Genomic DNA, 19,286 nt, shown 5'->3' with positions numbered 1-19,286 from the left:
GGCGCGTGCAGTCGAGGTGCCGTAACGTGGTCAGACATCAACCCCCGGCACCGCTTCTCGCAGAAAAAGATCGCCAACCCTCGAACCAGAAAACCATCAAATGAAAAGCGCCCTATTCGTTGATTTCGACAACGTCTATTCCGGTCTGCGCCGTCTGGACCAGGAAACAGCAGACCAATTCGCCCGCAACCCGACAGTCTGGATGAACTGGCTGATCAAGTCTTTGGAGATGCCCGAACCGACCGCGCCGAGTGCGAAGCGGCGCGTACTGGTCCGCCGCTGCTACCTGAACCCCCAGGCCTACCAGCGTTTTCGGCCATCGTTCAACCTGGCCGGCTTCGAAATAATCGACTGTCCTGCGCTAACCAGCGAAGGCAAGACGAGCACCGACATCAACATGGTGCTGGATATCGTCGATCTGCTACAGCACGAAACCCACTACGACGAATTCATCGTTTTCTCGGCCGACGCGGACTTCACCCCGGTGCTGCGCAAGCTGCGCCGCTGGGACCGGCGCACGACCGTGCTGGCCATCGGCTTTCCTTCGGCGGCCTATCGGGCGTCGGCCGATTTGCTGATCGATCAGGATGATTTCGTCCGCAATGCGCTTAACTTCGACGAAACGACGGCCCCACCGCCCGCTGAAGCCCCGCAGGCAGGCACCTCTGCCGCCGAATGCGGCCCGCGTGCTTTGCAATTAATCCAGCAGGAGGTACGCGCAGCGGCAGCGCCGGTACCACTCTCCAAGGTCGCCTCCTTTCTGCTGACGCAGATCGACGGTCTGGATGCATCCTCCTGGGCAGGATTCGGTAGTTTCCGATCGTTGCTTGAGTCGCTGGAACTGGCGCCGCTGGTCGTCTGCTGGGAATCGGGGGGGACTATTTACGATCCGCGACGACACGCGCAGCCTGCCAAGCAAAATGGCGCGGCAAACCAACGGAAAAAGGCCAATTTGCTGGACACGGTGGCCAACGCGATCAAGGCTGAAGTCGCCAAGGCCGAACAGCCGGTGCCCTGCGGCCGACTGGCGACTGTACTGACCGGCCTGGACGCCAGTCTGGCGGCGGACTGGGACGGAAAAGGCACCTTCCGCAAGTTCATTGAATCTCTGGATATCACCCCGATCGAGTTCGACTGGAACGGCTCGGGCGGCATCGCGTACGATCCCGCCAAACCGGCCACCAAGGCTGCGCAACAACCTCCGGTCGCCGCCGACTGGCCGGACAAGAACCTCTTCAGGATCGCCAAGCAGATTCATGAGGTGACCGATGTGCCATTACTCTCACCGGAGAAGTACCGGAACCTCATCGCGTCGATTGCCCTAGATGTCGCAGAGACCCCCTTTCATCTCATGGAGACAGGGAAGCGCGTCCGCGACCGCTGCAAGGAGTCAGGCTTGCCGGTCAGTCGAGACGATGTCACTCATGTACTGCGTGGCCTGAGCATACGTGGTCATACTTTTGACGAAGGCCCGAACGACGCCGCGACACTGGCGCAGAAACTTGCTAACAATGTTCGCTCGCTCTGTCTGCAGGAGCAATTCGTACTGGACGACCAGACCGACAAGGCTATTCATGACTGGATCGGGTGCGAATACTTGCTTTGAAGCACGAAAACAACAAAAAACCAGTTCCCGAGACTACCAAAGCCACCAAACCACGAGATTTTTCTGTCTCAAGTCAAGTCGCAACCGGGCGATACACAAGACACGCACGGTACTCGCCCCGGCGATACGCCGGGAGAGCACCTTCAACCCCGCCTCAATTGAGCCGTTCGGCGTTGAGGAACAGGATGTTGTTTTCGAGGTGGATGTGCTGCATCAGATCCTCCCGCAGTTGCCGCAAGCCCGCGTAAAGCGCGCGCCAGGTGTTGCAGGCATCAGCGGGCTCGGTCATGTCGTTGGTCAGGGTTTCCAGTCCGGCCAGCGCCTCGCCGTGCTGGTCATGCTCGGAGCGCATGACCGCGATCGGCGAGCGGGCCATGCGGTCATTGCCTTCGAGCAGCATCGGGAAGAGCACCTGCTCTTCCTTCATCATGTGGCTGAGCAGTTCCTCGAACATGAGTTCGAGATGATCGGCCAGGCCGGTCGGGCAGTCCGGGCGATCGCCGTGCACTTCCTCGACGCGCCGGGCGAGACGGATCAACTCGGGGACGTCTTGGCGATGACGTTCGTGAAAACGGCGCAGGATGTAGTCGATCAGTTCCGACGCCGGCGCGGCACGCCAATCGCGATCCGCGGCGCCGAGGCTCTGGAGCGGACTGAGTTCATCGACCAGGATCTGGAGGTTGACCCCGCGCTTTTCGGCCGCCTCGCGCAGCGTCTTGTGCCCGCCACAGCAGAAATCGAGCTTGTGCTGGTGAAAAATCCGGGTCGAGCCGGGGAGCGCGCAAGCGAGTTGTCCGATGGGTTGTTCAAGCAGGTTCATGGCGATTTCCTTCGTGTGGTTGAGTTGTGTAGTGGGTTATTGATTCGGCGAGGTAATGTCTGAACTCGTCACCCCGGCGAAGGCCGGGGTCCAGCCGGCGATTGCTCTCCGATACGGGATACCGGCGTACGCCGGTATGACGCGGTCTTTTACTTCATCGTGCCGAAGCAATAGTGGCTTATGCATTGCAATCCCCGTGCCTGTTTTTAATTCGCTGATTTAACGATAATTTATATTTTTGTGGTTTTTTTTACCGTATCCTTAGACGGTCTTAACTACCTTTAAAGAGGTACTTTTCACCATGACATCAGTTTTCCCGATCGCCGATCTCGTGGCCGACCTCGTCACCGAACCGCCGCAGGCAGTCCGGCTGCAGCACCTGGTGGCTGCCGTACGCCGGCATTTCGGCTGCGGCGCGGTCGGCTTGCTGAAGACCGAGGGCGATGGCCTGCGCCCGGCCGCCATCGACGGTTTGGCGCATGAAACACTTGGTCGTCACTTCTTGCTGGCCCAGCACCCGCGCCTGGCGGCGATTCTGGCGAGCCGGGAGCCCGTCCGCTTCCCGCCCGGCAGCCCGATGCCCGACCCGTACGACGGCTTGCTCGACCAGCATCCCGGCGAGCCGTTGCCGGTGCATGACTGCATGGGAATCCGTCTGTCGCTGAACGACGACCTGTGGGGCGCGCTGACGCTGGACGCGCTGAGCGGCAACGTTTTCAGCGCAGCCGCGCAGGATGAACTGGCGCAAACGGCCCGCGTGGTGGAGATGGTTCTGCGCGTCTCGTGGCTCGAAGAGGAAAACCGCCGCCTGCGCGCCGGGCGACTCGTTCAGGACGCTGCTTCGCCGGCCTCCGCGATCGAGGGTGAAATCGAGATCGTGGGGCAAAGCCCGCCGCTACGGGCGCTGATGCAGGAACTCGATGTCGTCGCCGAGTCGGAACTGCCGGTGTTGTTGCTGGGTGAAACGGGTGTCGGCAAGGAATTGTTCGCCCGCCATCTGCACCGGGCGTCGAAACGCGCCGACGGGCCGCTGGTGCAGGTCAACTGCGCTGCGCTCCCGGAATCGCTGGCCGAAAGCGAACTGTTCGGGCACGTCAAAGGCGCCTTTTCCGGTGCGCTCGGCGAACGCGCCGGACGGATCGAGGCGGCCGAAGGAGGGACGCTCTTTCTCGACGAGGTCGGGGAATTGCCGCTGCCCGTGCAGGCCAAGCTGCTGCGCACGCTGCAGAACGGCGAAGTCCAACGCCTCGGCGCCGACCAGCCGCACAAGGTCGATGTCAGGATCGTGGCCGCGACCAATCGCCAGTTGCACGACCGCGTCCGCGAAGGACATTTCCGCGCCGATCTCTACCACCGGCTTTCCGTCTATCCGGTGCAGATTCCGCCCCTGCGCGAACGCGGCAACGATGTGTTGTTGCTGGCCGGCCGCTTTCTCGAAATCAACCGCGCCCGGCTCGGAGTGCGCGGCTTGCGCCTTTCCCCCCGTGCGGAAACGGCGCTATGCACCTACACCTGGCCGGGGAATGTACGGGAGCTCGAACACGTCATCAGCCGCGCCGCCCTGCGCGCCATCAGCCGCGGCGCCGACCGTTCCGGAATCGTGACGCTGGAGCCGGAGCTGCTCGACCTGGACCTGCCCGGTGGCGAATCGCGGTCGACGGAAGGTGCTCATCCGGACGAGGCGCCGCCCGCTGCCGCCCCCTTGCCGCTCAAAACCGCCGTCGATGCCTATCAGCGCCAGCTCATCCGGCAAGCGCTGCTCAACTGCAACGGCAACTGGGCGCGAGCGGCTCGCCAGCTCGATCTGGACGCGAGCAATCTGCACAAGCTCTCGCGTCGCCTCGGGTTGAAGTCATGAAAAAGCCCCGGAGGCCAGAACGGAACAGCGTCTGGACCTGCCGGGGCTTCGTTTGTCATTACTTCAGGTCGAACCGATCCAGATTCATCACCTTGTTCCACGCGGCGACGAAGTCACGTACGAACTTCTCCTTCGCGTCGTCCTGCGCGTAGACCTCGGCCAGCGCACGCAGCTGCGAGTTCGAGCCGAAAACGAGATCGACGCGCGTGGCGGTCCACTTCAACGCCCCCGTCGTGCGGTCGCGCCCTTCGAAGAGCTCGCCCGCCTCGGACGTCGGCTTCCACTCGGTGCCCATGTCGACCAGATTGACGAAGAAGTCGTTGCTGAGCACGCCCGGCCGTTGGGTGAGGACCCCGTGCGCCGACTGGCCATTGTTGGCGTTCAAGGCACGCAGGCCGCCGATCAGCACCGTCATTTCCGGCGCGGAGAGCGTCAGCAGTTGCGCCTTGTCGAGCAAGCGTTCCTCGGGGCGTACGCCTGACGGCCCCTTGAGGAAGTTGCGGAAGCCGTCGGCGAGCGGTTCGAGCACGGCGAAGGATTCGACGTCGGTCTGTTCCTGCGTCGCGTCGGTGCGCCCGGGGCTGAATGGCACTTCGATGGTGTAGCCGGCCGCCTTGGCCGCCTGCTCGACGGCCGCACAGCCCGCCAGCACGATCAGGTCGGCGAGCGACACTCCCTTGCCGGCACTCTGGGCTGCGTTGAATTCCGACTGGATGCGCGTGAGCGCGGCCAGCACCTTGGCCAGTTGCGCCGGCTGGTTGGCTTCCCAATCCTTCTGCGGCGCGAGGCGAATGCGCGCGCCATTGGCGCCGCCGCGCTTGTCCGAACCGCGGAAGGTGGAGGCCGAGGCCCAGGCGGTGGACACCAGCTCGGCGGAGGACAGGCCGGAGGCGAGCACCTTGGCCTTCAGGTCGGCAATGTCCTTCGCGTCGATCAGCGGATGATCGACCGGCGGCACCGGGTCTTGCCAGACCAGCGCTTCAGCCGGAACTTCCGGGCCGAGGTAGCGCGAGCGCGGCCCGAGGTCGCGGTGGGTCAGCTTGAACCAGGCGCGTGCGAAGGCATCGGCGAAGGCTTGCGGGTCCTTGTGGAAGCGACGGGCGATCGGCTCGTAGATCGGGTCGAAGCGCAGCGAGAGGTCCGCCGTGGTCATCATCGGCCGATGCTTCTTCGACGGGTCGTGCGCATCGGGGATCATGTGTTCTTCCTTGACGTCCTTGGCCAGCCACTGCTTGGCGCCGGCCGGGCTCTTGACGAGCTCCCACTCGTAGCCGAAGAGCATCTCGAAGTAGCCGTTGTCCCAGGTGGTGGGATTCGGCTTCCAGGCACCTTCGATGCCGCTGCTGGTGGTATGCACGCCCTTGCCGGTGCCGAAGCTGTTCTTCCAGCCGAGGCCCATTTCTTCGAGCGATGCGGCTTCCGGCTCGGGGCCGACGAGCTTCGCATCACCCGCGCCATGGCACTTGCCGAAGGTGTGGCCGCCGGCGACCAGCGCGACGGTTTCCTCGTCATTCATGGCCATGCGGGCGAAAGTCACGCGCACGTCGCGGCCGGAGGCGACCGGGTCCGGGTTGCCGTCCGGCCCTTCGGGGTTAACGTAGATCAGGCCCATCTGCACGGCGGCCAGCGGATTATCCAGATCGCGCTCGCCGGAGTAGCGGCTGTTGGGCTTGTCGCTGGTCGCCAGCCATTCGCTTTCGGCGCCCCAGAAAATTTCCTCTTCGGGCTCCCAGATATCCACACGCCCGCCGGCAAAGCCGAAGGTCTTGAAGCCCATCGATTCGAGTGCGCAGTTGCCGGCCAGGATCAGGAGGTCGGCCCAGGAGATCTTGTTGCCATATTTCTGCTTGATCGGCCAGAGCAACCGGCGCGCCTTGTCGAGGTTGACGTTGTCCGGCCAGCTGCCGATCGGCGCGAAACGCTGGTTGCCGGTGCCGGCACCGCCACGCCCGTCCGCGATGCGGTAGGTACCCGCGCTATGCCAGGCCATGCGGACCATCAGGCCGCCGTAGTGTCCCCAGTCGGCCGGCCACCAGTCCTTGGAATCGGTCATCAGGGCGACGAGGTCCTTCTTCACCGCGGCAAGATCGAGCTTCTTGAATTCCTCGGCGTAGTTGAAGTCCTTGCCGAGCGGATTGGACTTCGTGTCGTGCTGGTGCAGGATCTTGAGATTCAGCTGGTTCGGCCACCAGTCCTGGTTCGACTGCATGCTGACCGTCGTGCGTGAACCGTGCACCGCGGCGAACGGGCATTTACTTTCGTTGCTCATGGACTATTCCCCCTCTTTGAATGAAGTATCGACTACGACACTGGCAGTCTAGGTTTCTCACGTTCGTGTTTCAAATGAATTAAGCCAATCGAAGCGATGCGCTCGGGCTATCGAAGCGCGCCTGGCGAAACAATCGCCCTTTGCTAGACTGAAACGGCGCGCCCGGCCCTCGCGGCGCGCTTTTCGGAGGAGTCATCCATGAGCAAACCTGAAATCGCCGCCAAGGCGCCCAGCCCCGTCGATGTCGAACAAGGAAAGGATTACTGGTGGTGCGCCTGCGGCCGCAGCCAGTCGCAACCGTTTTGCGACGGTTCGCACAAGGGCACGGAATTCACACCGAGGAAATACACCGCGGAAGAGAACAAGAAGGTGTTTTTCTGCGCCTGCAAGCAGACAGGGAATCCACCGTTCTGTGACGGCACGCACAAGTCGCTCTAGGAAATTGGCATCAGCACGCTGATCGACAGGGAAACGGGACTACCGCCATGAAGACCTACGAATGCGCGATTTGCGGCTGGATTTATGACGAGGCCAAGGGATGCCTCGAAGAAGGCATCCCCGCCGGCATCCGTTGGGAAGACGTGCCGGAAGACTGGCACTGCCCCGTCTGCGGGGCCGGGAAGAGCGACTTCCAGATGGTCGTTGTCGAACCGGAGAAGACACCGGCGACCCCGGCCGGGCAAACAGTCGCCCCTCGCGACGCCGATTCGCCCGCCCTGACCATCCTCGGCACCGGACTGGCCGGCTACACGCTCGCCCGGGAATTCCGCAAGATCGACAGCTCCACTCCGCTGCGGCTGATCACCCGCGATGGTGGCGGCTTCTACACCAAGCCATCGCTTTCCAATGCCCTGGCCAACCACAAGACCCCGGCGCAGTTGCAGACAAAAACCGCCGGGCAAATGGCCACCGAGCTGAACGCCGACATCCGCCCCCATACCGAGGTCGCCGGCATCGACCCGGACAAACGGCTGTTGCGCATCGCCGATGGCACCGCTGACACCGAACTCGCCTATGAACGCCTGGTGATCGCCTGGGGCGCGGACCCGATTCGCGTTCCCATGGAGGGCGACGCCGCGAACACCGTGCAGTCGGTGAATGATCTGGACGATTTCAACCGTTTTTATGAAAGCCTGGAAAACGCGAAGTCGGTGGCCGTGATCGGCGCCGGACTGATCGGCTGCGAGTTCGCCAACGACCTGGCCAGCCGCAAGATCAAGGCGTTCGTCATCGACCCCGCCGGCTGGCCGCTCTCCCGCCTCTTGCCGGAGCCGGCCGGACGGCACTTCGCCACGGCGCTGCAGGCAGAGGGTATCGAGTTCTTCTTCGGTGTTTCGGCGAAGGCGATCTGGAACGCTGGCGACGGTTACCGCATCGAACTCGCCGACGGCCGGAAAATCCTCGTCGACCGGATTCTCTCCGCGATCGGCCTGCGCCCGCGCACGGCCCTCGCGCAGGCGGCGGGCATTGCCTGCCAGCGCGGCATCGTCACCGACCGGCTCCTCGAAACCTCCATCCCCGGGATCTACGCCAGCGGCGACTGCGCGGAAATCGCCGGTCTGAACCTGCCCTTCATCCTCCCGATCATGCACCAGGCCGCCGCGCTGGCCCGAACCCTGACCGGCACGCCGACACCGTTGCGTTACCCGGCCATGCCGGTAGTGGTCAAGACCCCTGCCTGTCCGACGGTGGTCTGCCCGCCGGCCGCGGGGGTGGACGGCAGCTGGACATGCCAGGCGCTTGAAGAAGGTGTTGAGGCGCTCTATCACAGCCCGGGCGGCAACCTGTTGGGTTTCGCCCTGCTCGGCAGCGCTACGGCAAAGACCCAGGCGCTGACGGCGCAGTTGCCGGCGATGCTGGAATCCACCGGGTAATCGCATGGACGTTCGCCCCCCGTTCAAGGGCTGTCGTATGCACCTATCGCGAACACTCCGTCATCCCGGCGCAGACCGGGATCCAGTTCGTGCTCCGAAAATCTGGATTCCGGCCTGCGCCGGAATGACGCACGGGTAGTTCGCATACCCTCCCCATTGCGGGGGAGGCGCTGATGCACACGACATTCACGCAATCACTTTGCTGGAATCCATGAGCCAACAGATTTGGAGTTTCATGCCCTGATAGAATCCCTGGCAATCAATGTAAGCAGTGTCTTCAAGGAACGGGAAAACCGGGAGATCGACTAAAGGAGGAACTCCGAATGATGAAAGGTGCATTGATCGGCTGCGGCTTTTTCTCTCGAAATCACCTGCACGCTTGGGGCCAGCTGGGTGGTGTCGAGATTGTCGCACTCTGTGACACTGACGCAACGCGGCTGAGTGCCATGGCCTCGGAGTTCGGCATCAATCGTACTTACACCGATGCCAGGGAGCTCTTTGCCTCCGAGCAACTCGACTTCGTCGATATCGCCACAACGGTGAATAGCCACCGGGCGCTCGTGGAGATGGCCGCGGCGGCGCGTGTGCCCTGTATTTGCCAGAAGCCATTCGCGCCGGATCTCGACGACGCGCAAGCGATGGTCGATACGTGCGAGGCAGCTGGGATTTCATTGATGGTGCACGAGAACTTCCGCTGGCAGACGCCGGTCCAGGCGGTGCGCCGCGTCCTCCAGAGTGGCGCGATCGGAACGCCCTTCTGGGGACGCTTCAGCTTCAGATCGGCATTCGATGTCTACCGCGCACAGCCGTATCTGGCGAAGGGTTCCCGCTTCATCATCGAAGATCTCGGCATTCACATCCTCGACGTGGCGCGTTACCTTCTGGGAGATGCCCGGGTGATCGGCGCTTCGACCCAACGCGTCAATCAAGGCATCGCCGGCGAGGATGTCGCCACGATGTTATTGTCACATCAGCACGGCGCCACCAGCGTGGTGGATTGCAGTTATGCATCACCACGCTCCAAGGAGTTGTTCCCGCAGACGCTGATCGAGATTGACGGAAACGCCGGATCGATACAGGTGAGCGCCGATTATGTGCTCTCCGTGCATCGGGTCGACGGGGAGTCGTACAGCACGAGTTGCGAGCCCCCGTTGCACCCGTGGGCCGAACGGCCGTGGTTCAACATTCAGGATAGCGTGCTGAACATCCAGCAACACTGGCTCGACTGCCTGCGCGAAGGCGTTGAACCGCAGACCTCGGGACGGGACAACCTGAAAACCCTGGAACTGGTCGAGCGTTCGTACGCCGCGGCCGGCGAACCGGTCAACGTCAGGTAGGTGCTGAACGCATGGACAACGAAACGTTATTAGAACAGTTTGGCACAACGCAGCAGGTCGTGCCATCGCGCCGCCTGGTCGCGGGTCGATTGTCGTGTTCATTCGGTGAGGGTGGACTGCGTGACATCCGCTGGGACGACGTCGAGATCGTGCGGGGTGTCTCGTATCTGTTGCGCGACCGCGACTGGGGTACGGCACCGGCAACGATCGGGGATGTCACGATCGACGCGCACGACGAGACGTTTGCGGTCCGTTTCGAACTCACCATAAGCACCCCGGCGGGACATCTTCGCGCCCGTGCCCGTATTGAAGGAACGAGTGACGGCGTGCTTGTGTTCGAGGTCGTCGCGACCCCGGACGCCGACATCGAAACCAGCCGCTGCGGTTTTGTCGTACTGCACCCCGCAAGCGTTGCGGGACGCGAACTGCAAGTCGAGCACACCGACGGCACAACGAGTCAAAGCAGCTTCCCGCGCGAGATCAGCCCGTCGCAGCCCGTCTTCGACATTCGTTGCCTCACCTATTCCGCCGCGGACGGCGTGCTCGTGCAATGCCGGCTGGAAGCCGACCTTCCGGCAGATCCCGCCAGTAAGTTCGAGATGGAAGATCAGCGCAACTGGTCGGACGCATCGTTCAAGACGTACGTTGGCTCATTGCTGGACCCATGGCCCTATGTGCTCAAGAAGGATCACGCTTACACGCAGAAGGTGCATCTCGGCGTAGTCAGCAGCAGTGGCCGAGCGCCGGCCTTGACCGGCAAGACCAACGAAGCCACCGTGGGAATCGGGGCGCCGGGTGAAGTACGCATGCCTCAGATCGGGGCAGGAGTTCCGCCAGGTCTGCGCAGCGCGACCGCCGAAGAAAACGCCGCCTTGCGGGCACTTGACGCCGGCTGGTGGGTGATGGAGGCGGACTTTCGCGATCCGGACGCCATCGATGACCTGACCACGGCCGCGGCGTTACGCGCCGGACTGCCCGTCTGCGTGCAGCTGGACGCCGTGGTACCGGACACGCTGACGCCTGATGACGCGGCAGAAGCTGTCGCAGACGCGTGCACCCGCGCAGGACTGGCGGTCGATGCGGTGCGGCTGCTGCCTGCGGCGTATCTCAAGAGCTACCAGCCCACGGATGTCTGGCCGGACTTGCCGCCCCTCGTGGACTATGCCAACGCCGCGCGCAAGAATTTTTCATCGGCCAGGATCGGTGGCGGAATGTTCACCTACTTCACGGAGCTGAACAGAAAACGGCCGCCGGCGGAGGGACTGGACTTCATTGGCCACAGCACCTGTCCGATCGTGCATGCGGCCGATGATCGCTCCGTGATGCAGACGATGGAGACGTTGCCGCACATCGTTCGGAGCGTAAAAGCTCTTTGGCCGGCACTTCCCTACCGACTCGGACCTGCGTCCATCGCGATGCGACGCAATCCGTATGGCGAAGCGCCCTCAGCCAACCGGACGCTCGAGCGGCTCGCGATGGCCGATTCGGACCCGCGACATCGTGCGCAATTCGGTGCCGCCTGGACAGCGGCCTATGCCGCGGCGGCGGCTCCGCTGGGCATCGACGTTCTGAGCCTGCAGGCATCCCACGGCGCCAGCGGCCCTCTTCCCGACGGAGGGACGACACCGGTTCCTTGCTGGTCGGTCCTGCGCCACTTGTCGGCCGCGGCGGGCAAGCGGATCGTCCCCGTGACTGTCTCCTCGGCGGAGATTTCCGCCCTGGCTTGGGAAAACGACAACGGTTCACTCGAAGGCATCGCCGCGAACGTCAGCGACCAGCCTCAATCGTGGCGATGTCTGCAACCCATGAGCTTTGAAAACCAGTCGCCGGTCACCGAATTCGAGCTGAAGCCTTACGCGGCGATGCGCTTCGTCATGGCAAAGGGATAAGCACCCAGGAAGATGCGTGCCGTCAGTTTCCGGCACCGTTCTCCAACAGCCGCTGATTCAGCAAACAGAACGCCAGCGCCTTTTCGTCGCTCTCCGTCATCGCCTCGCTTCCGGCGGCATAATGCAGTCGGAAAGCGTACCGCGCGGCATCCGGGTCGATGGGCGAATAGCCCAGTGCGGTGAGCAGGCTCAGCAAATCCAGCCCTTCCGGCGCCGGCGCCCAGGGCGCGTCACACCACAGGCCGAAGCCGTTCTCGGCCAGTCGCGGCCAGGGAAACCAGGCACTGGGATCGATCTTCCGGCCCGGCGCCACGTCGGCATGGCCGACGAAATTCGCACGTGGAATGCCGTGGCGCTCCTGGATACCGCCGAGCAGGCCGAGCAGCGCGTCGATCTGCACGTCGGGAAACGGCTCGTCGCCGTCGTTGTCGAGTTCGATGCCGAGCGAGCTCGAATTGATGTCGGTATTGCCGCCCCACCAGGACTTCCCGGCGTGCCAGGCGCGATCGGTTTCCTCGACCAGCTGCACGACCTCGCCGTCGCGTCCGATCAGGTAGTGAGCACTGACTTTGCGCTCCGGATTGGTCAGGGTGGCAAGCGCCCTGTCAATCGTGCCGTTGCTGGTGTGGTGCAGGACGACCAGGTTGGGCCGGCGCGCGTCGAAGTTCGGCGACGGCACCTTCCGCGTAACCCCTGCAGGAAGTGGCGCCAATGGCGCGCAGGCGGAGAGCGCCAGGACAACCGGCAGCAAGCAGGCGGCAACCCGCTTTTTTCCGATCACTTGCCACCGTCGCGTCATTCGCTGTCGAAGCCCATCAGCCGCCGCTCGACGATGCGCCGGGCGACTGCCTCGGGTACGTCGCTTTCCCATTCGCCGCGCCCGCGACGGAGAGCGGCAAGCACCTCGGTGGCATCGATGTGCATGTGCCGGTCGTCAAGCGGGATCAGCGAGAGCATCTTGTTGTTCTCGCGCAGGAAGTCGAGCAGGTGCCGGAGGTTGGCCGGCACCTGCACGTTGTCCAGCGTGATTTCGGCTGACTTGTCAGAGCCGCGCGGCCGCGAAGGATAGACGTACACGTAGGTGTTGTCCGGGAACAGCTTGCCGAACGCTTCGAGGATGCCGCCTTCAAGGCCCTCGTAGTATTTCTCGTCGAAGAGGTAATGGAAGTCGCGCACCGAGAGCACGATGCCGATCGGCTTCTGCGTGTAGCGGCGCAGGTAGGCGCGCAGCCGGAAGTAGCGCAGGTAGTCGGAGATCATCACCGTGTAGCCCATCGACCCGAGCAGATCGACCCGGGCGAGGAAATCGGCATCGACGACATTGTCCTCGTGGATCAGCGAATTCATCGTCACCTCGGCCAGCGAGACGATCTGCGAGTCATCGACCGCCGCCAGCTGGCTGAACTGCTTGAGGCCGGCGGCCATCATGTCCTCATTAACGTTGGTCACCGGCTTGAAGTGGCCGCGCATCACCATCACCGGCTTGCGGTAGAACAGTTCGCCCGGCACCACGACCTCGCCCGCCGGATTGAACACCACCGTACGGGTGAGCCAGCTGCGCACCAGGTGCAGGTTCATCAGCCGGTTCTCGACTTCCTCGAAATACGGCCCGGAGAAGTGAATCAGGTCCACCTCGATCCGCTCCGGGCCAAGGCTATCGGCCAAGGCTTCGACGATCCACTCAGGCCGCTGGTGGTAGAAAAACGCGCCATGGATCAGGTTAACCCCGAGGATGCCCAGCGCATCGCTCTGCTGCGCGTTGTCGTTGTCGAGCATGCGCACGTGCAGGATCACGTCGCTCGGCTCGGCACCGGGATGCAACTGCAGGCGGATACCGACCCAGCCGTGGCACTCGTTCTTCTGCTTGAAGCTGCGCGCCGTCACGGTGGCCGCGTAGGCGAAGAAGGTGGTGTTCTTCGGCCGCACTTCGCTGAGGCGGGAGACGACCTGGCTGAACTCCTTGTCGAGCATCTGCAGGACCCGCGCCCGGCTCACATAGCGGTCGACCTGGCCGTAGATGTCGTCGCTGACCGCCATGTCGTACGCCGACATCGTCTTGGCGATGGTTCCGGCGGCGGCACCAACCTGGAAAAATCGGCGCGCCACTTCCTGTCCCGCGCCGATTTCGACGATCGTGCCGAACTTGTATTTGTCGAGGTTGACGGCCAGCGCCTTCTGGTCGGTCGTCAGGGATGTGTCGCGTTCGCGCATGAGGTCTCCAGTCGCTAATCAGGTTACGCCGTCTTCAGGCTGGGGAGAGACCCGAAGCCGGCGCATTGAGTTCCGGTCGAACAAAGCCGGAAGGATAGCGAAAAACAAGGCCCAAGGCCCGCGTTCATGCGAGCCTTGGGCCTTTTCGGGTGAATCTGTGAAAACTATCCGACCAGATCGTCCTTGATGAACGCCCGGACGATGCTTTCGAAGTCCTGATCGCCCTTGAATCCGAGCATGTGCGCCCGGCTCATGTCCCAGCGCGTCGGCCAGGTCTGGATGATGCGCTGAACGGCGGGATCCGGCTCCCAGCGGATCAGCCGGGTCGCGGGTTCACCGGCGATCTTGCCAAGCACCTCGATCATCTCGAGCACGGAAACCGTCACCCCCGGCAGATTAAGGACATGACGCTGCCCGAAGGCCTCCGCGCCCAGGTTGTGCCCATGGATGAAACATTCGATCGCCTGGCGCGGCGACATCAGCCAGAGCTTCATGTCCTGGGTCACCGGACACACGGCCTTCATGTTGTTCAGCGGCTCACGAATGATGCTGCTGGCAAACGATGAGGACGCCTTGTTCGGTTTGCCGGGACGAATGGCGATCGTCGGCAGGCGCAACACCCGGCCGTCGATGAAGCCCTTGCGCCGGTAATCGGAAAGCAGCAGTTCGATGACAGCCTTCTGCACGCCGAACGAGGTCTTCGGCTGCAACACCGTGTCGTCCTGCACGACCTCCGGCAATGCGCCGCCGTAGACGGCGAGCGAACTGGCGAAAACCAGCTTCGGATTATGCCCGACCTTGCGGCAGATTTCGAAAAGCTTGCGCGAGGCATCGATGTTGACCGAGAGGCCGAGATCGAAATCGTCTTCGGCCTGCCGGCTGACGATGGCCGCCAGGTGGAATACGGAGGTTGTTTCTGCGTCGATGACCTTGGCCAGCGCGTCGGCGTCGCCAACGTCCGCCGTCACCACCTTGATCCGTGGATCCTCGAATCCGAGCGCGGGCACGACGTCGAACAGGGTGATCTGGTCAATCTTTTCTTCACGCAGTTCGGCGTTCTTCAGCGTTCCGCGTTGCAGCAACCTGGCTGCCAGCCGCCGTCCCAGAAACCCGGCGCCCCCCGTAATCAGAACCTTCATCACATCTCCTTAAGCCATCCCAGACCGTCTTCGGTGCGGCCGCGCGGCTTGTATTCGCAGCCAACCCAGCCATCGTAGCCCATTTCATCGAGCAATTTGAAGATGTGGCTGTAGTTGATTTCGCCCTGATCCGGCTCGTTGCGGGTCGGGACGCTGGCGATCTGCACGTGGCCGATGCCGGCGAAGTTGTTCTTGAAGGTCATCGTCAGGTCGCCCTCGACGATCTGGCAGTGGTAGAAGTCCATCTGCACCTTGAGGTTCGGCAGGCCGATTTCCTTGCAGATCTCGTGCCCATCCCCTTGCGTGTTCAGGAAGTAACCGGGCATGTCGCGCGGATTGATCGGCTCGATCACCAGCATGCGCCCGTGCTTGGCGAGTTCCTGCGCGGCGTAGCGGACGTTCTCGACATAGACCGCCCGATGCTTGGCGCGATCGGCACCGGCGGGGAACAGGCCGGCCATGCAGTGGACTTTCGGCGTGCCCATCGCCAAGGCAAATTCGATGGCCTTGGCCACGCCCTCACGGAATTCCTGCTCACGCCCCGGCAGCGAGGCGATACCGCGCTCGCCGGCCGCCCAGTTACCCGGCGGCAGGTTGAACAGCGCGCTTTCGAGGTTGTTTTCCTTCAGCCAGCCGGCGACTTCGGCCGGCGTATAGTCGTACGGGAAAAGAAATTCGACGGCCTTGAACCCGGCCTTGGCAGCGGCGGCGAAGCGCTCGGGGAACGGCACTTCGCTGAACATCATCGACAAATTGGCGGCAAACTTCGGCATGACAGTCCTTTCAGATATCCAGTTTGAATGCGACTTTGAGTTCTTCGATCTGCTCGGCGTTGAGGCAGTTGGTCTTGGCGTTCTGCAGGAGCAGGAAGATCTTGGCGGTCTCTTCGAGCTCCTCGGAGGCGTAGATCGCGCCTTCGAGGTCCGGGCCGGAGACGACCGGGCCGTGGTTGGCCAGCAGCACGGCGCTGTGCTTCGGCGCGAGCGTCTTGATCACGTCGCCAAGCGCCTTGTCACCGGGGCGGTGATACGGAATCAGCGGCAGACGGCCGATCTTCATGATGAAGTACGGGGTCAGCGGCGGGATGCAGTTGGCCGGGTCGAGTCCGCACATGCAGGAGACGGCGGCCGAGTGCGTCGAGTGCAGGTGCACGATGGCGCCGGCCTTCGGACGCACTTCGTACATGCCGCGGTGCAGGAAGGCTTCCTTCGAGGGTTGATCGCCGGCGAGCACGTTGCCGTCCCAGTCGAGCTTGGAGATGCGCGCCGGGTCAAGCTCGCCGAGGCAGGAGTTGGTCGGGGTAAGCAGCCAGCCTTCGGACAAGCGGACGCTGATGTTGCCGCTGCTGCCGGCCGTCAGGCCGCGCTCGTACAGCGAGCGCGAGAGGCGGGCGATCTTGTCCCGTTCGCGGGTTTCTTCGGAGAGGATGGCGGTCATGCGAGCTTGCTCCAGGCCTTGAGGAAGAAATCAGGTGTGCCGAAGTTGCCGGACTTGAGCGCGAGGGCGATCGGCTTCTCGGCGGTGTTCTTGGTAATCGCCGTGGTCCAGGGCACGCCGGGGTCTATCTCCGGGCCGATGCGCAGGCCGGAGACGCCGAGGGCCTTGACGACGGCGCCAGAGGTTTCGCCGCCAGCGACGATCAGTTGACCAACGCCCATGGCAATCAGGCCCTGGGCGATGGCAGCCAATGCGTCTTCGACGAGCGTGCCGGCTTTCTCGGTGCCGAGTTGGGCCTGCACGGCCTTGACGGCTTCAGGAGTGGCGGTGGCGTAGAAGAGGACCGGTTCCTTCTGGATCTTGTCCTTGGCCCAGGCCAGCGCTTCTGCAGCGACGTCCTTGCCGTGGGCGAGTTCGAACGGGTCGATGTTGAAGGCGGGATGCTTCTCGCGCATGGCGGCGACCTGCCCTTGCGTGGCGATGGAGCAGCTGCCGGCGATGACGGCGCGCAGACCGCCGGTGGCCGGGAGGGCGTCGGCAACCTGGGCTTCGGCGAGCAGGCCGGCCTTGACGAAGTTCTGCGGCAGGCCGAGGGCGATGCCGGACCCGGCGGTGACGAGCGGCATGTCGGCACAGGCGCCACCGATGGCCATCAGGTCGTCGTTGGTGAGGGCATCCGGCACGGCGAAGTTGCAGCCTTCGCTCTTGAGTTGGGCGAAGCGGGCCTTGATGGCCTCCGGTCCCTGGCGAACGACGCTGGAATCGACGAGGCCGGCCTTGCCCTTGATCTGGGCTTGCAGGACCTTGACGAGGTTGGCGTCGGTCATCGGGGTGAGCGGGTGGTTGCGCATGCCCGAGTCGGACAGGAGGATGTCGCCGACGAAGAGGTGCCCCTTGTAGATGGTGCGGCCATTGACCGGGAAGGCCGGGCAGGCGATGGAGAAGTCGCTGTGCAGGGCGTCCATCAGCGCTTCGCCGACCGGGCCGATGTTGCCGCGCGGGGTGGAGTCGAAGGTGGAGCAGTATTTGAAGTAGAACTGCTTGCAGCCGGCGGCTTGCAGCCAGCGCAGGGCGGCAAGCGATTCGGCGATGGCGTCTTCGACCGGGTTGGTGCGCGATTTGAGCGCGATCACCACGGCATCGATGTCGTCACCGATCGGCTCCTGCGGGACGCCGATCATTTGCACCGTGCGCATGCCGGCCTTCACCAGCATGCCGGCCAAGTCCGTGCCGCCCGTGAAGTCGTCGGCAATGCAACCAAGCAGAACTGTCATTTACTGCTCCTTGTTTGATGAAAGAAATTATTTTTTCGGTTCGGGCAGCTTGATGCCCGGGAAAACCTTGATCACGGCCGAATCGTCCTCGCCGCCATGCCCGGCGGCCGACGCCGACATGTACATCTGGTGCGCGGCAGCGGACAGCGGCAGCGGGAAAACATTCTTCTTCGCGTAATCCAGGACGATGCCGAGATCCTTGACGAAGATGTTGACCGCCGACAACGGCGTGTAGTCGCCCGCCAGGATGTGCGGCACGCGGTTCTGGAACATCCACGAATTGCCTGCGCTGTTGGTGATCACTTCATAAACCTGATCGGGATCAGCACCGGCACGGATCGCCAGCGCCATCGCCTCGCCCGCTGCGGCGATATGCACGCCGGCCAGCAGCTGGTTGACCATTTTGACCACCGAGCCGGGGCCGACTTCATCGCCGAGGCGATAGACCTTGCCGGCGATCGCATCGAGCACGTCCTCGCACTTGGCGTACGCTTCGGGCGAACCGGACGACATGACCGTCATCTCGCCGGCCATCGCCTTGGCGGCGCCACCGGAAATCGGGCCGTCGATCATCAGCAGGCCGGCATCGGCCAGGCGCTTGCCCAACGCCTTGGCGAACTCGGGCGATACTGTCGCGCTGGCGATGACCACCGAACCGGGTTTCATGTGCGGCGCAGCGCCCTTCTCTCCGAACAAGACGGCTTCGGTCTGGTCGGCGTTGACCACCACGGTGATCAGCACATCGACCAACGGCGCCATTGCCGCCGGCGATTCGGCGGCGACGCCACCGGCATCGACCACCTTCTGGACAGCCTCAGGACGCACATCACAGGCATGCACCTCGAACCCGGCGCGCACCAGCGACATGGCCACACCCATTCCCATCGCGCCGAGACCGACGACGCCGACAGGTTTCTTGACTGCTGCATTCATTTTCCGATTCTCCAATTCAATTCAATAGTTACAAATCAACTGTGCTTACGCAGCCACCCCATAGACGAGATCCCGGAGGAAGAGGGAGACCTGGGGCACGTAGGTGATGATCATGAGGAAGGAGAGGACGGCGAGGACGAAGGGGATCAACTGCTTGATCATCTGATCGAGCGAGATCTTGGCCACCGTACAGGCCGCGAAGAGATTGACCCCGAACGGCGGCGTGATCATCCCCATCGCCAGGTTCACCACCATGATCGTCCCGAAGTGCACCGGATCCACCCCGAACTTCGCCGCCACCGGCACCAGGATCGGCGCCAGCACGATGATCGACGCCGAGGTCTCGATGAACATGCCGATGAAGAACAGCGCGACGTTGACCCCGATCAGGAACATGCCGGCCGAGGTCAGGTGTTCCTTCAGGAAGTCGCCGATCGCTTCCGGCACCCCGGCCCGGGTGATCAGCAGGCTGAAGAGGCCAGCGTTGGCGATGATGAACATGATCACCGCCGAGGAGATCACGGACTTGCGGAAGATGATGTAGAGGTCCTTGAACTGGATCTCGCGGTAAACGACCATGCCGACGATCAGGGCGTAGAAGACGGCGACGACCGCGGCTTCGGTCGGGGTGAACACGCC

Annotated in this window: 16 protein-coding genes; 6 read left to right on the top strand and 10 right to left on the bottom strand. The window is 63.1% G+C overall.

Annotated features, from left to right (window positions below; genetic code table 11):
• Nucleotides 1-100 precede the first annotated feature (100 nt).
• Nucleotides 101-1,606 (top strand): NYN domain-containing protein, encoded by a 1,506-nt coding sequence (locus BO74_RS15850; RefSeq protein ID WP_496443477.1) that lies wholly within the window; start codon nucleotides 101-103, stop codon nucleotides 1,604-1,606.
• 154 nt (nucleotides 1,607-1,760) lie between these two features.
• On the opposite strand, the gene ytfE is transcribed toward BO74_RS15850, so the two are convergent.
• A complete protein-coding gene (gene ytfE / locus BO74_RS15845; protein ID WP_496443475.1) occupies nucleotides 1,761-2,426 on the bottom strand; it encodes an iron-sulfur cluster repair protein YtfE in 666 nt (221 codons plus the stop codon).
• Nucleotides 2,427-2,727: 301 nt separating this feature from the next.
• On the opposite strand from ytfE, the gene norR reads away from it, so the two are divergent.
• Nucleotides 2,728-4,284, top strand: coding sequence for a nitric oxide reductase transcriptional regulator NorR (gene norR / locus BO74_RS15840; RefSeq protein ID WP_496443473.1), 1,557 nt, complete (start codon nucleotides 2,728-2,730; stop codon nucleotides 4,282-4,284).
• Between the two features lie 58 nt (nucleotides 4,285-4,342).
• Here the strand turns inward: norR and katG are convergent, their stop codons facing one another.
• A complete protein-coding gene (gene katG, locus BO74_RS15835; protein ID WP_496443471.1) occupies nucleotides 4,343-6,553 on the bottom strand; it encodes a catalase/peroxidase HPI in 2,211 nt (736 codons plus the stop codon).
• A 198-nt stretch (nucleotides 6,554-6,751) separates the two neighbouring features.
• Here katG and BO74_RS15830 point away from each other — a divergent pair, with 198 nt between their 5' ends.
• From BO74_RS15830 to BO74_RS15815, 4 genes are all read left to right on the top strand, one after another.
• The gene (locus BO74_RS15830) at nucleotides 6,752-6,991 is read left to right on the top strand and encodes a CDGSH iron-sulfur domain-containing protein (RefSeq protein WP_496443469.1); all 240 of its coding nucleotides are present in this window, start codon (nucleotides 6,752-6,754) and stop codon (nucleotides 6,989-6,991) included.
• 47 nt (nucleotides 6,992-7,038) lie between these two features.
• Nucleotides 7,039-8,427, top strand: a complete 1,389-nt coding sequence (locus tag BO74_RS15825) for an FAD-dependent oxidoreductase (RefSeq protein WP_496443467.1) — start codon at nucleotides 7,039-7,041, stop codon at nucleotides 8,425-8,427.
• Between the two features lie 323 nt (nucleotides 8,428-8,750).
• Nucleotides 8,751-9,764, top strand: a complete 1,014-nt coding sequence (locus tag BO74_RS15820; protein WP_496443465.1) for a Gfo/Idh/MocA family protein — start codon at nucleotides 8,751-8,753, stop codon at nucleotides 9,762-9,764.
• 11 nt (nucleotides 9,765-9,775) lie between these two features.
• On the top strand, nucleotides 9,776-11,653 hold the full coding sequence (locus BO74_RS15815) for a D-apionate lactonase family protein (RefSeq protein ID WP_496443463.1): 1,878 nt from the start codon (nucleotides 9,776-9,778) through the stop codon (nucleotides 11,651-11,653).
• A gap of 22 nt (nucleotides 11,654-11,675) precedes the next feature.
• On the opposite strand, the gene BO74_RS15810 is transcribed toward BO74_RS15815, so the two are convergent.
• From BO74_RS15810 to BO74_RS15775, 8 genes are all read right to left on the bottom strand, one after another.
• Nucleotides 11,676-12,452: an N-acetylmuramoyl-L-alanine amidase gene (locus BO74_RS15810; protein WP_496443461.1), complete on the bottom strand. Its 777-nt coding sequence runs from the start codon at nucleotides 12,450-12,452 to the stop codon at nucleotides 11,676-11,678.
• Nucleotides 12,449-13,864, bottom strand: a complete 1,416-nt coding sequence (locus BO74_RS15805) for a TonB-dependent receptor (RefSeq protein WP_496443459.1) — start codon at nucleotides 13,862-13,864, stop codon at nucleotides 12,449-12,451. The genes BO74_RS15810 and BO74_RS15805 overlap by 4 nt, the downstream gene beginning before the upstream one ends.
• 164 nt (nucleotides 13,865-14,028) lie before the next feature.
• Complete coding sequence (gene denD / locus BO74_RS15800) at nucleotides 14,029-15,003, bottom strand: D-erythronate dehydrogenase (protein ID WP_496443457.1); 975 nt, start codon at nucleotides 15,001-15,003, stop codon at nucleotides 14,029-14,031.
• Nucleotides 15,003-15,776 (bottom strand): 2-oxo-tetronate isomerase, encoded by a 774-nt coding sequence (gene otnI / locus BO74_RS15795; protein ID WP_496443455.1) that lies wholly within the window; start codon nucleotides 15,774-15,776, stop codon nucleotides 15,003-15,005. The genes denD and otnI overlap by 1 nt, the downstream gene beginning before the upstream one ends.
• Nucleotides 15,777-15,786: 10 nt before the next feature.
• Nucleotides 15,787-16,440 carry a 3-oxo-tetronate 4-phosphate decarboxylase gene (otnC, locus tag BO74_RS15790; protein WP_496443453.1) on the bottom strand — a complete coding sequence of 218 codons (654 nt, stop codon included), beginning with the start codon at nucleotides 16,438-16,440 and terminating at the stop codon, nucleotides 15,787-15,789.
• Nucleotides 16,437-17,714 (bottom strand): 3-oxo-tetronate kinase, encoded by a 1,278-nt coding sequence (gene otnK / locus BO74_RS15785; protein WP_496443451.1) that lies wholly within the window; start codon nucleotides 17,712-17,714, stop codon nucleotides 16,437-16,439. The genes otnC and otnK overlap by 4 nt, the downstream gene beginning before the upstream one ends.
• Before the next feature lie 27 nt (nucleotides 17,715-17,741).
• Entirely contained in the window at nucleotides 17,742-18,647 is a 906-nt protein-coding gene (gene ltnD / locus BO74_RS15780; protein WP_496443449.1) for an L-threonate dehydrogenase, read from the bottom strand.
• Between the two features lie 45 nt (nucleotides 18,648-18,692).
• On the bottom strand, nucleotides 18,693-19,286 hold a 594-nt coding region (locus BO74_RS15775; RefSeq protein WP_496443447.1), incomplete at its 5' end, for a TRAP transporter large permease subunit.

It is taken from the genome of Propionivibrio pelophilus DSM 12018 (assembly GCF_059569095.1).
This window is presented reverse-complemented; position numbering and strand designations above follow the sequence as displayed.

Excerpts from the sequence above, each read along its gene's own strand:
- BO74_RS15850 (WP_496443477.1), top strand. The coding sequence starts at position 101 with ATGAAAAGCGCCCTATTCGTTGATTTCGACAACGTCTATTCCGGTCTG.
- ytfE (WP_496443475.1), bottom strand. The coding sequence starts at position 2,426 with ATGAACCTGCTTGAACAACCCATCGGACAACTCGCTTGCGCGCTCCCC.
- norR (WP_496443473.1), top strand. The coding sequence starts at position 2,728 with ATGACATCAGTTTTCCCGATCGCCGATCTCGTGGCCGACCTCGTCACC.
- katG (WP_496443471.1), bottom strand. The coding sequence starts at position 6,553 with ATGAGCAACGAAAGTAAATGCCCGTTCGCCGCGGTGCACGGTTCACGC.
- BO74_RS15830 (WP_496443469.1), top strand. The coding sequence starts at position 6,752 with ATGAGCAAACCTGAAATCGCCGCCAAGGCGCCCAGCCCCGTCGATGTC.
- BO74_RS15825 (WP_496443467.1), top strand. The coding sequence starts at position 7,039 with ATGAAGACCTACGAATGCGCGATTTGCGGCTGGATTTATGACGAGGCC.
- BO74_RS15820 (WP_496443465.1), top strand. The coding sequence starts at position 8,751 with ATGATGAAAGGTGCATTGATCGGCTGCGGCTTTTTCTCTCGAAATCAC.
- BO74_RS15815 (WP_496443463.1), top strand. The coding sequence starts at position 9,776 with ATGGACAACGAAACGTTATTAGAACAGTTTGGCACAACGCAGCAGGTC.
- BO74_RS15810 (WP_496443461.1), bottom strand. The coding sequence starts at position 12,452 with ATGACGCGACGGTGGCAAGTGATCGGAAAAAAGCGGGTTGCCGCCTGC.
- BO74_RS15805 (WP_496443459.1), bottom strand. The coding sequence starts at position 13,864 with ATGCGCGAACGCGACACATCCCTGACGACCGACCAGAAGGCGCTGGCC.
- denD (WP_496443457.1), bottom strand. The coding sequence starts at position 15,003 with ATGAAGGTTCTGATTACGGGGGGCGCCGGGTTTCTGGGACGGCGGCTG.
- otnI (WP_496443455.1), bottom strand. The coding sequence starts at position 15,776 with ATGCCGAAGTTTGCCGCCAATTTGTCGATGATGTTCAGCGAAGTGCCG.
- otnC (WP_496443453.1), bottom strand. The coding sequence starts at position 16,440 with ATGACCGCCATCCTCTCCGAAGAAACCCGCGAACGGGACAAGATCGCC.
- otnK (WP_496443451.1), bottom strand. The coding sequence starts at position 17,714 with ATGACAGTTCTGCTTGGTTGCATTGCCGACGACTTCACGGGCGGCACG.
- ltnD (WP_496443449.1), bottom strand. The coding sequence starts at position 18,647 with ATGAATGCAGCAGTCAAGAAACCTGTCGGCGTCGTCGGTCTCGGCGCG.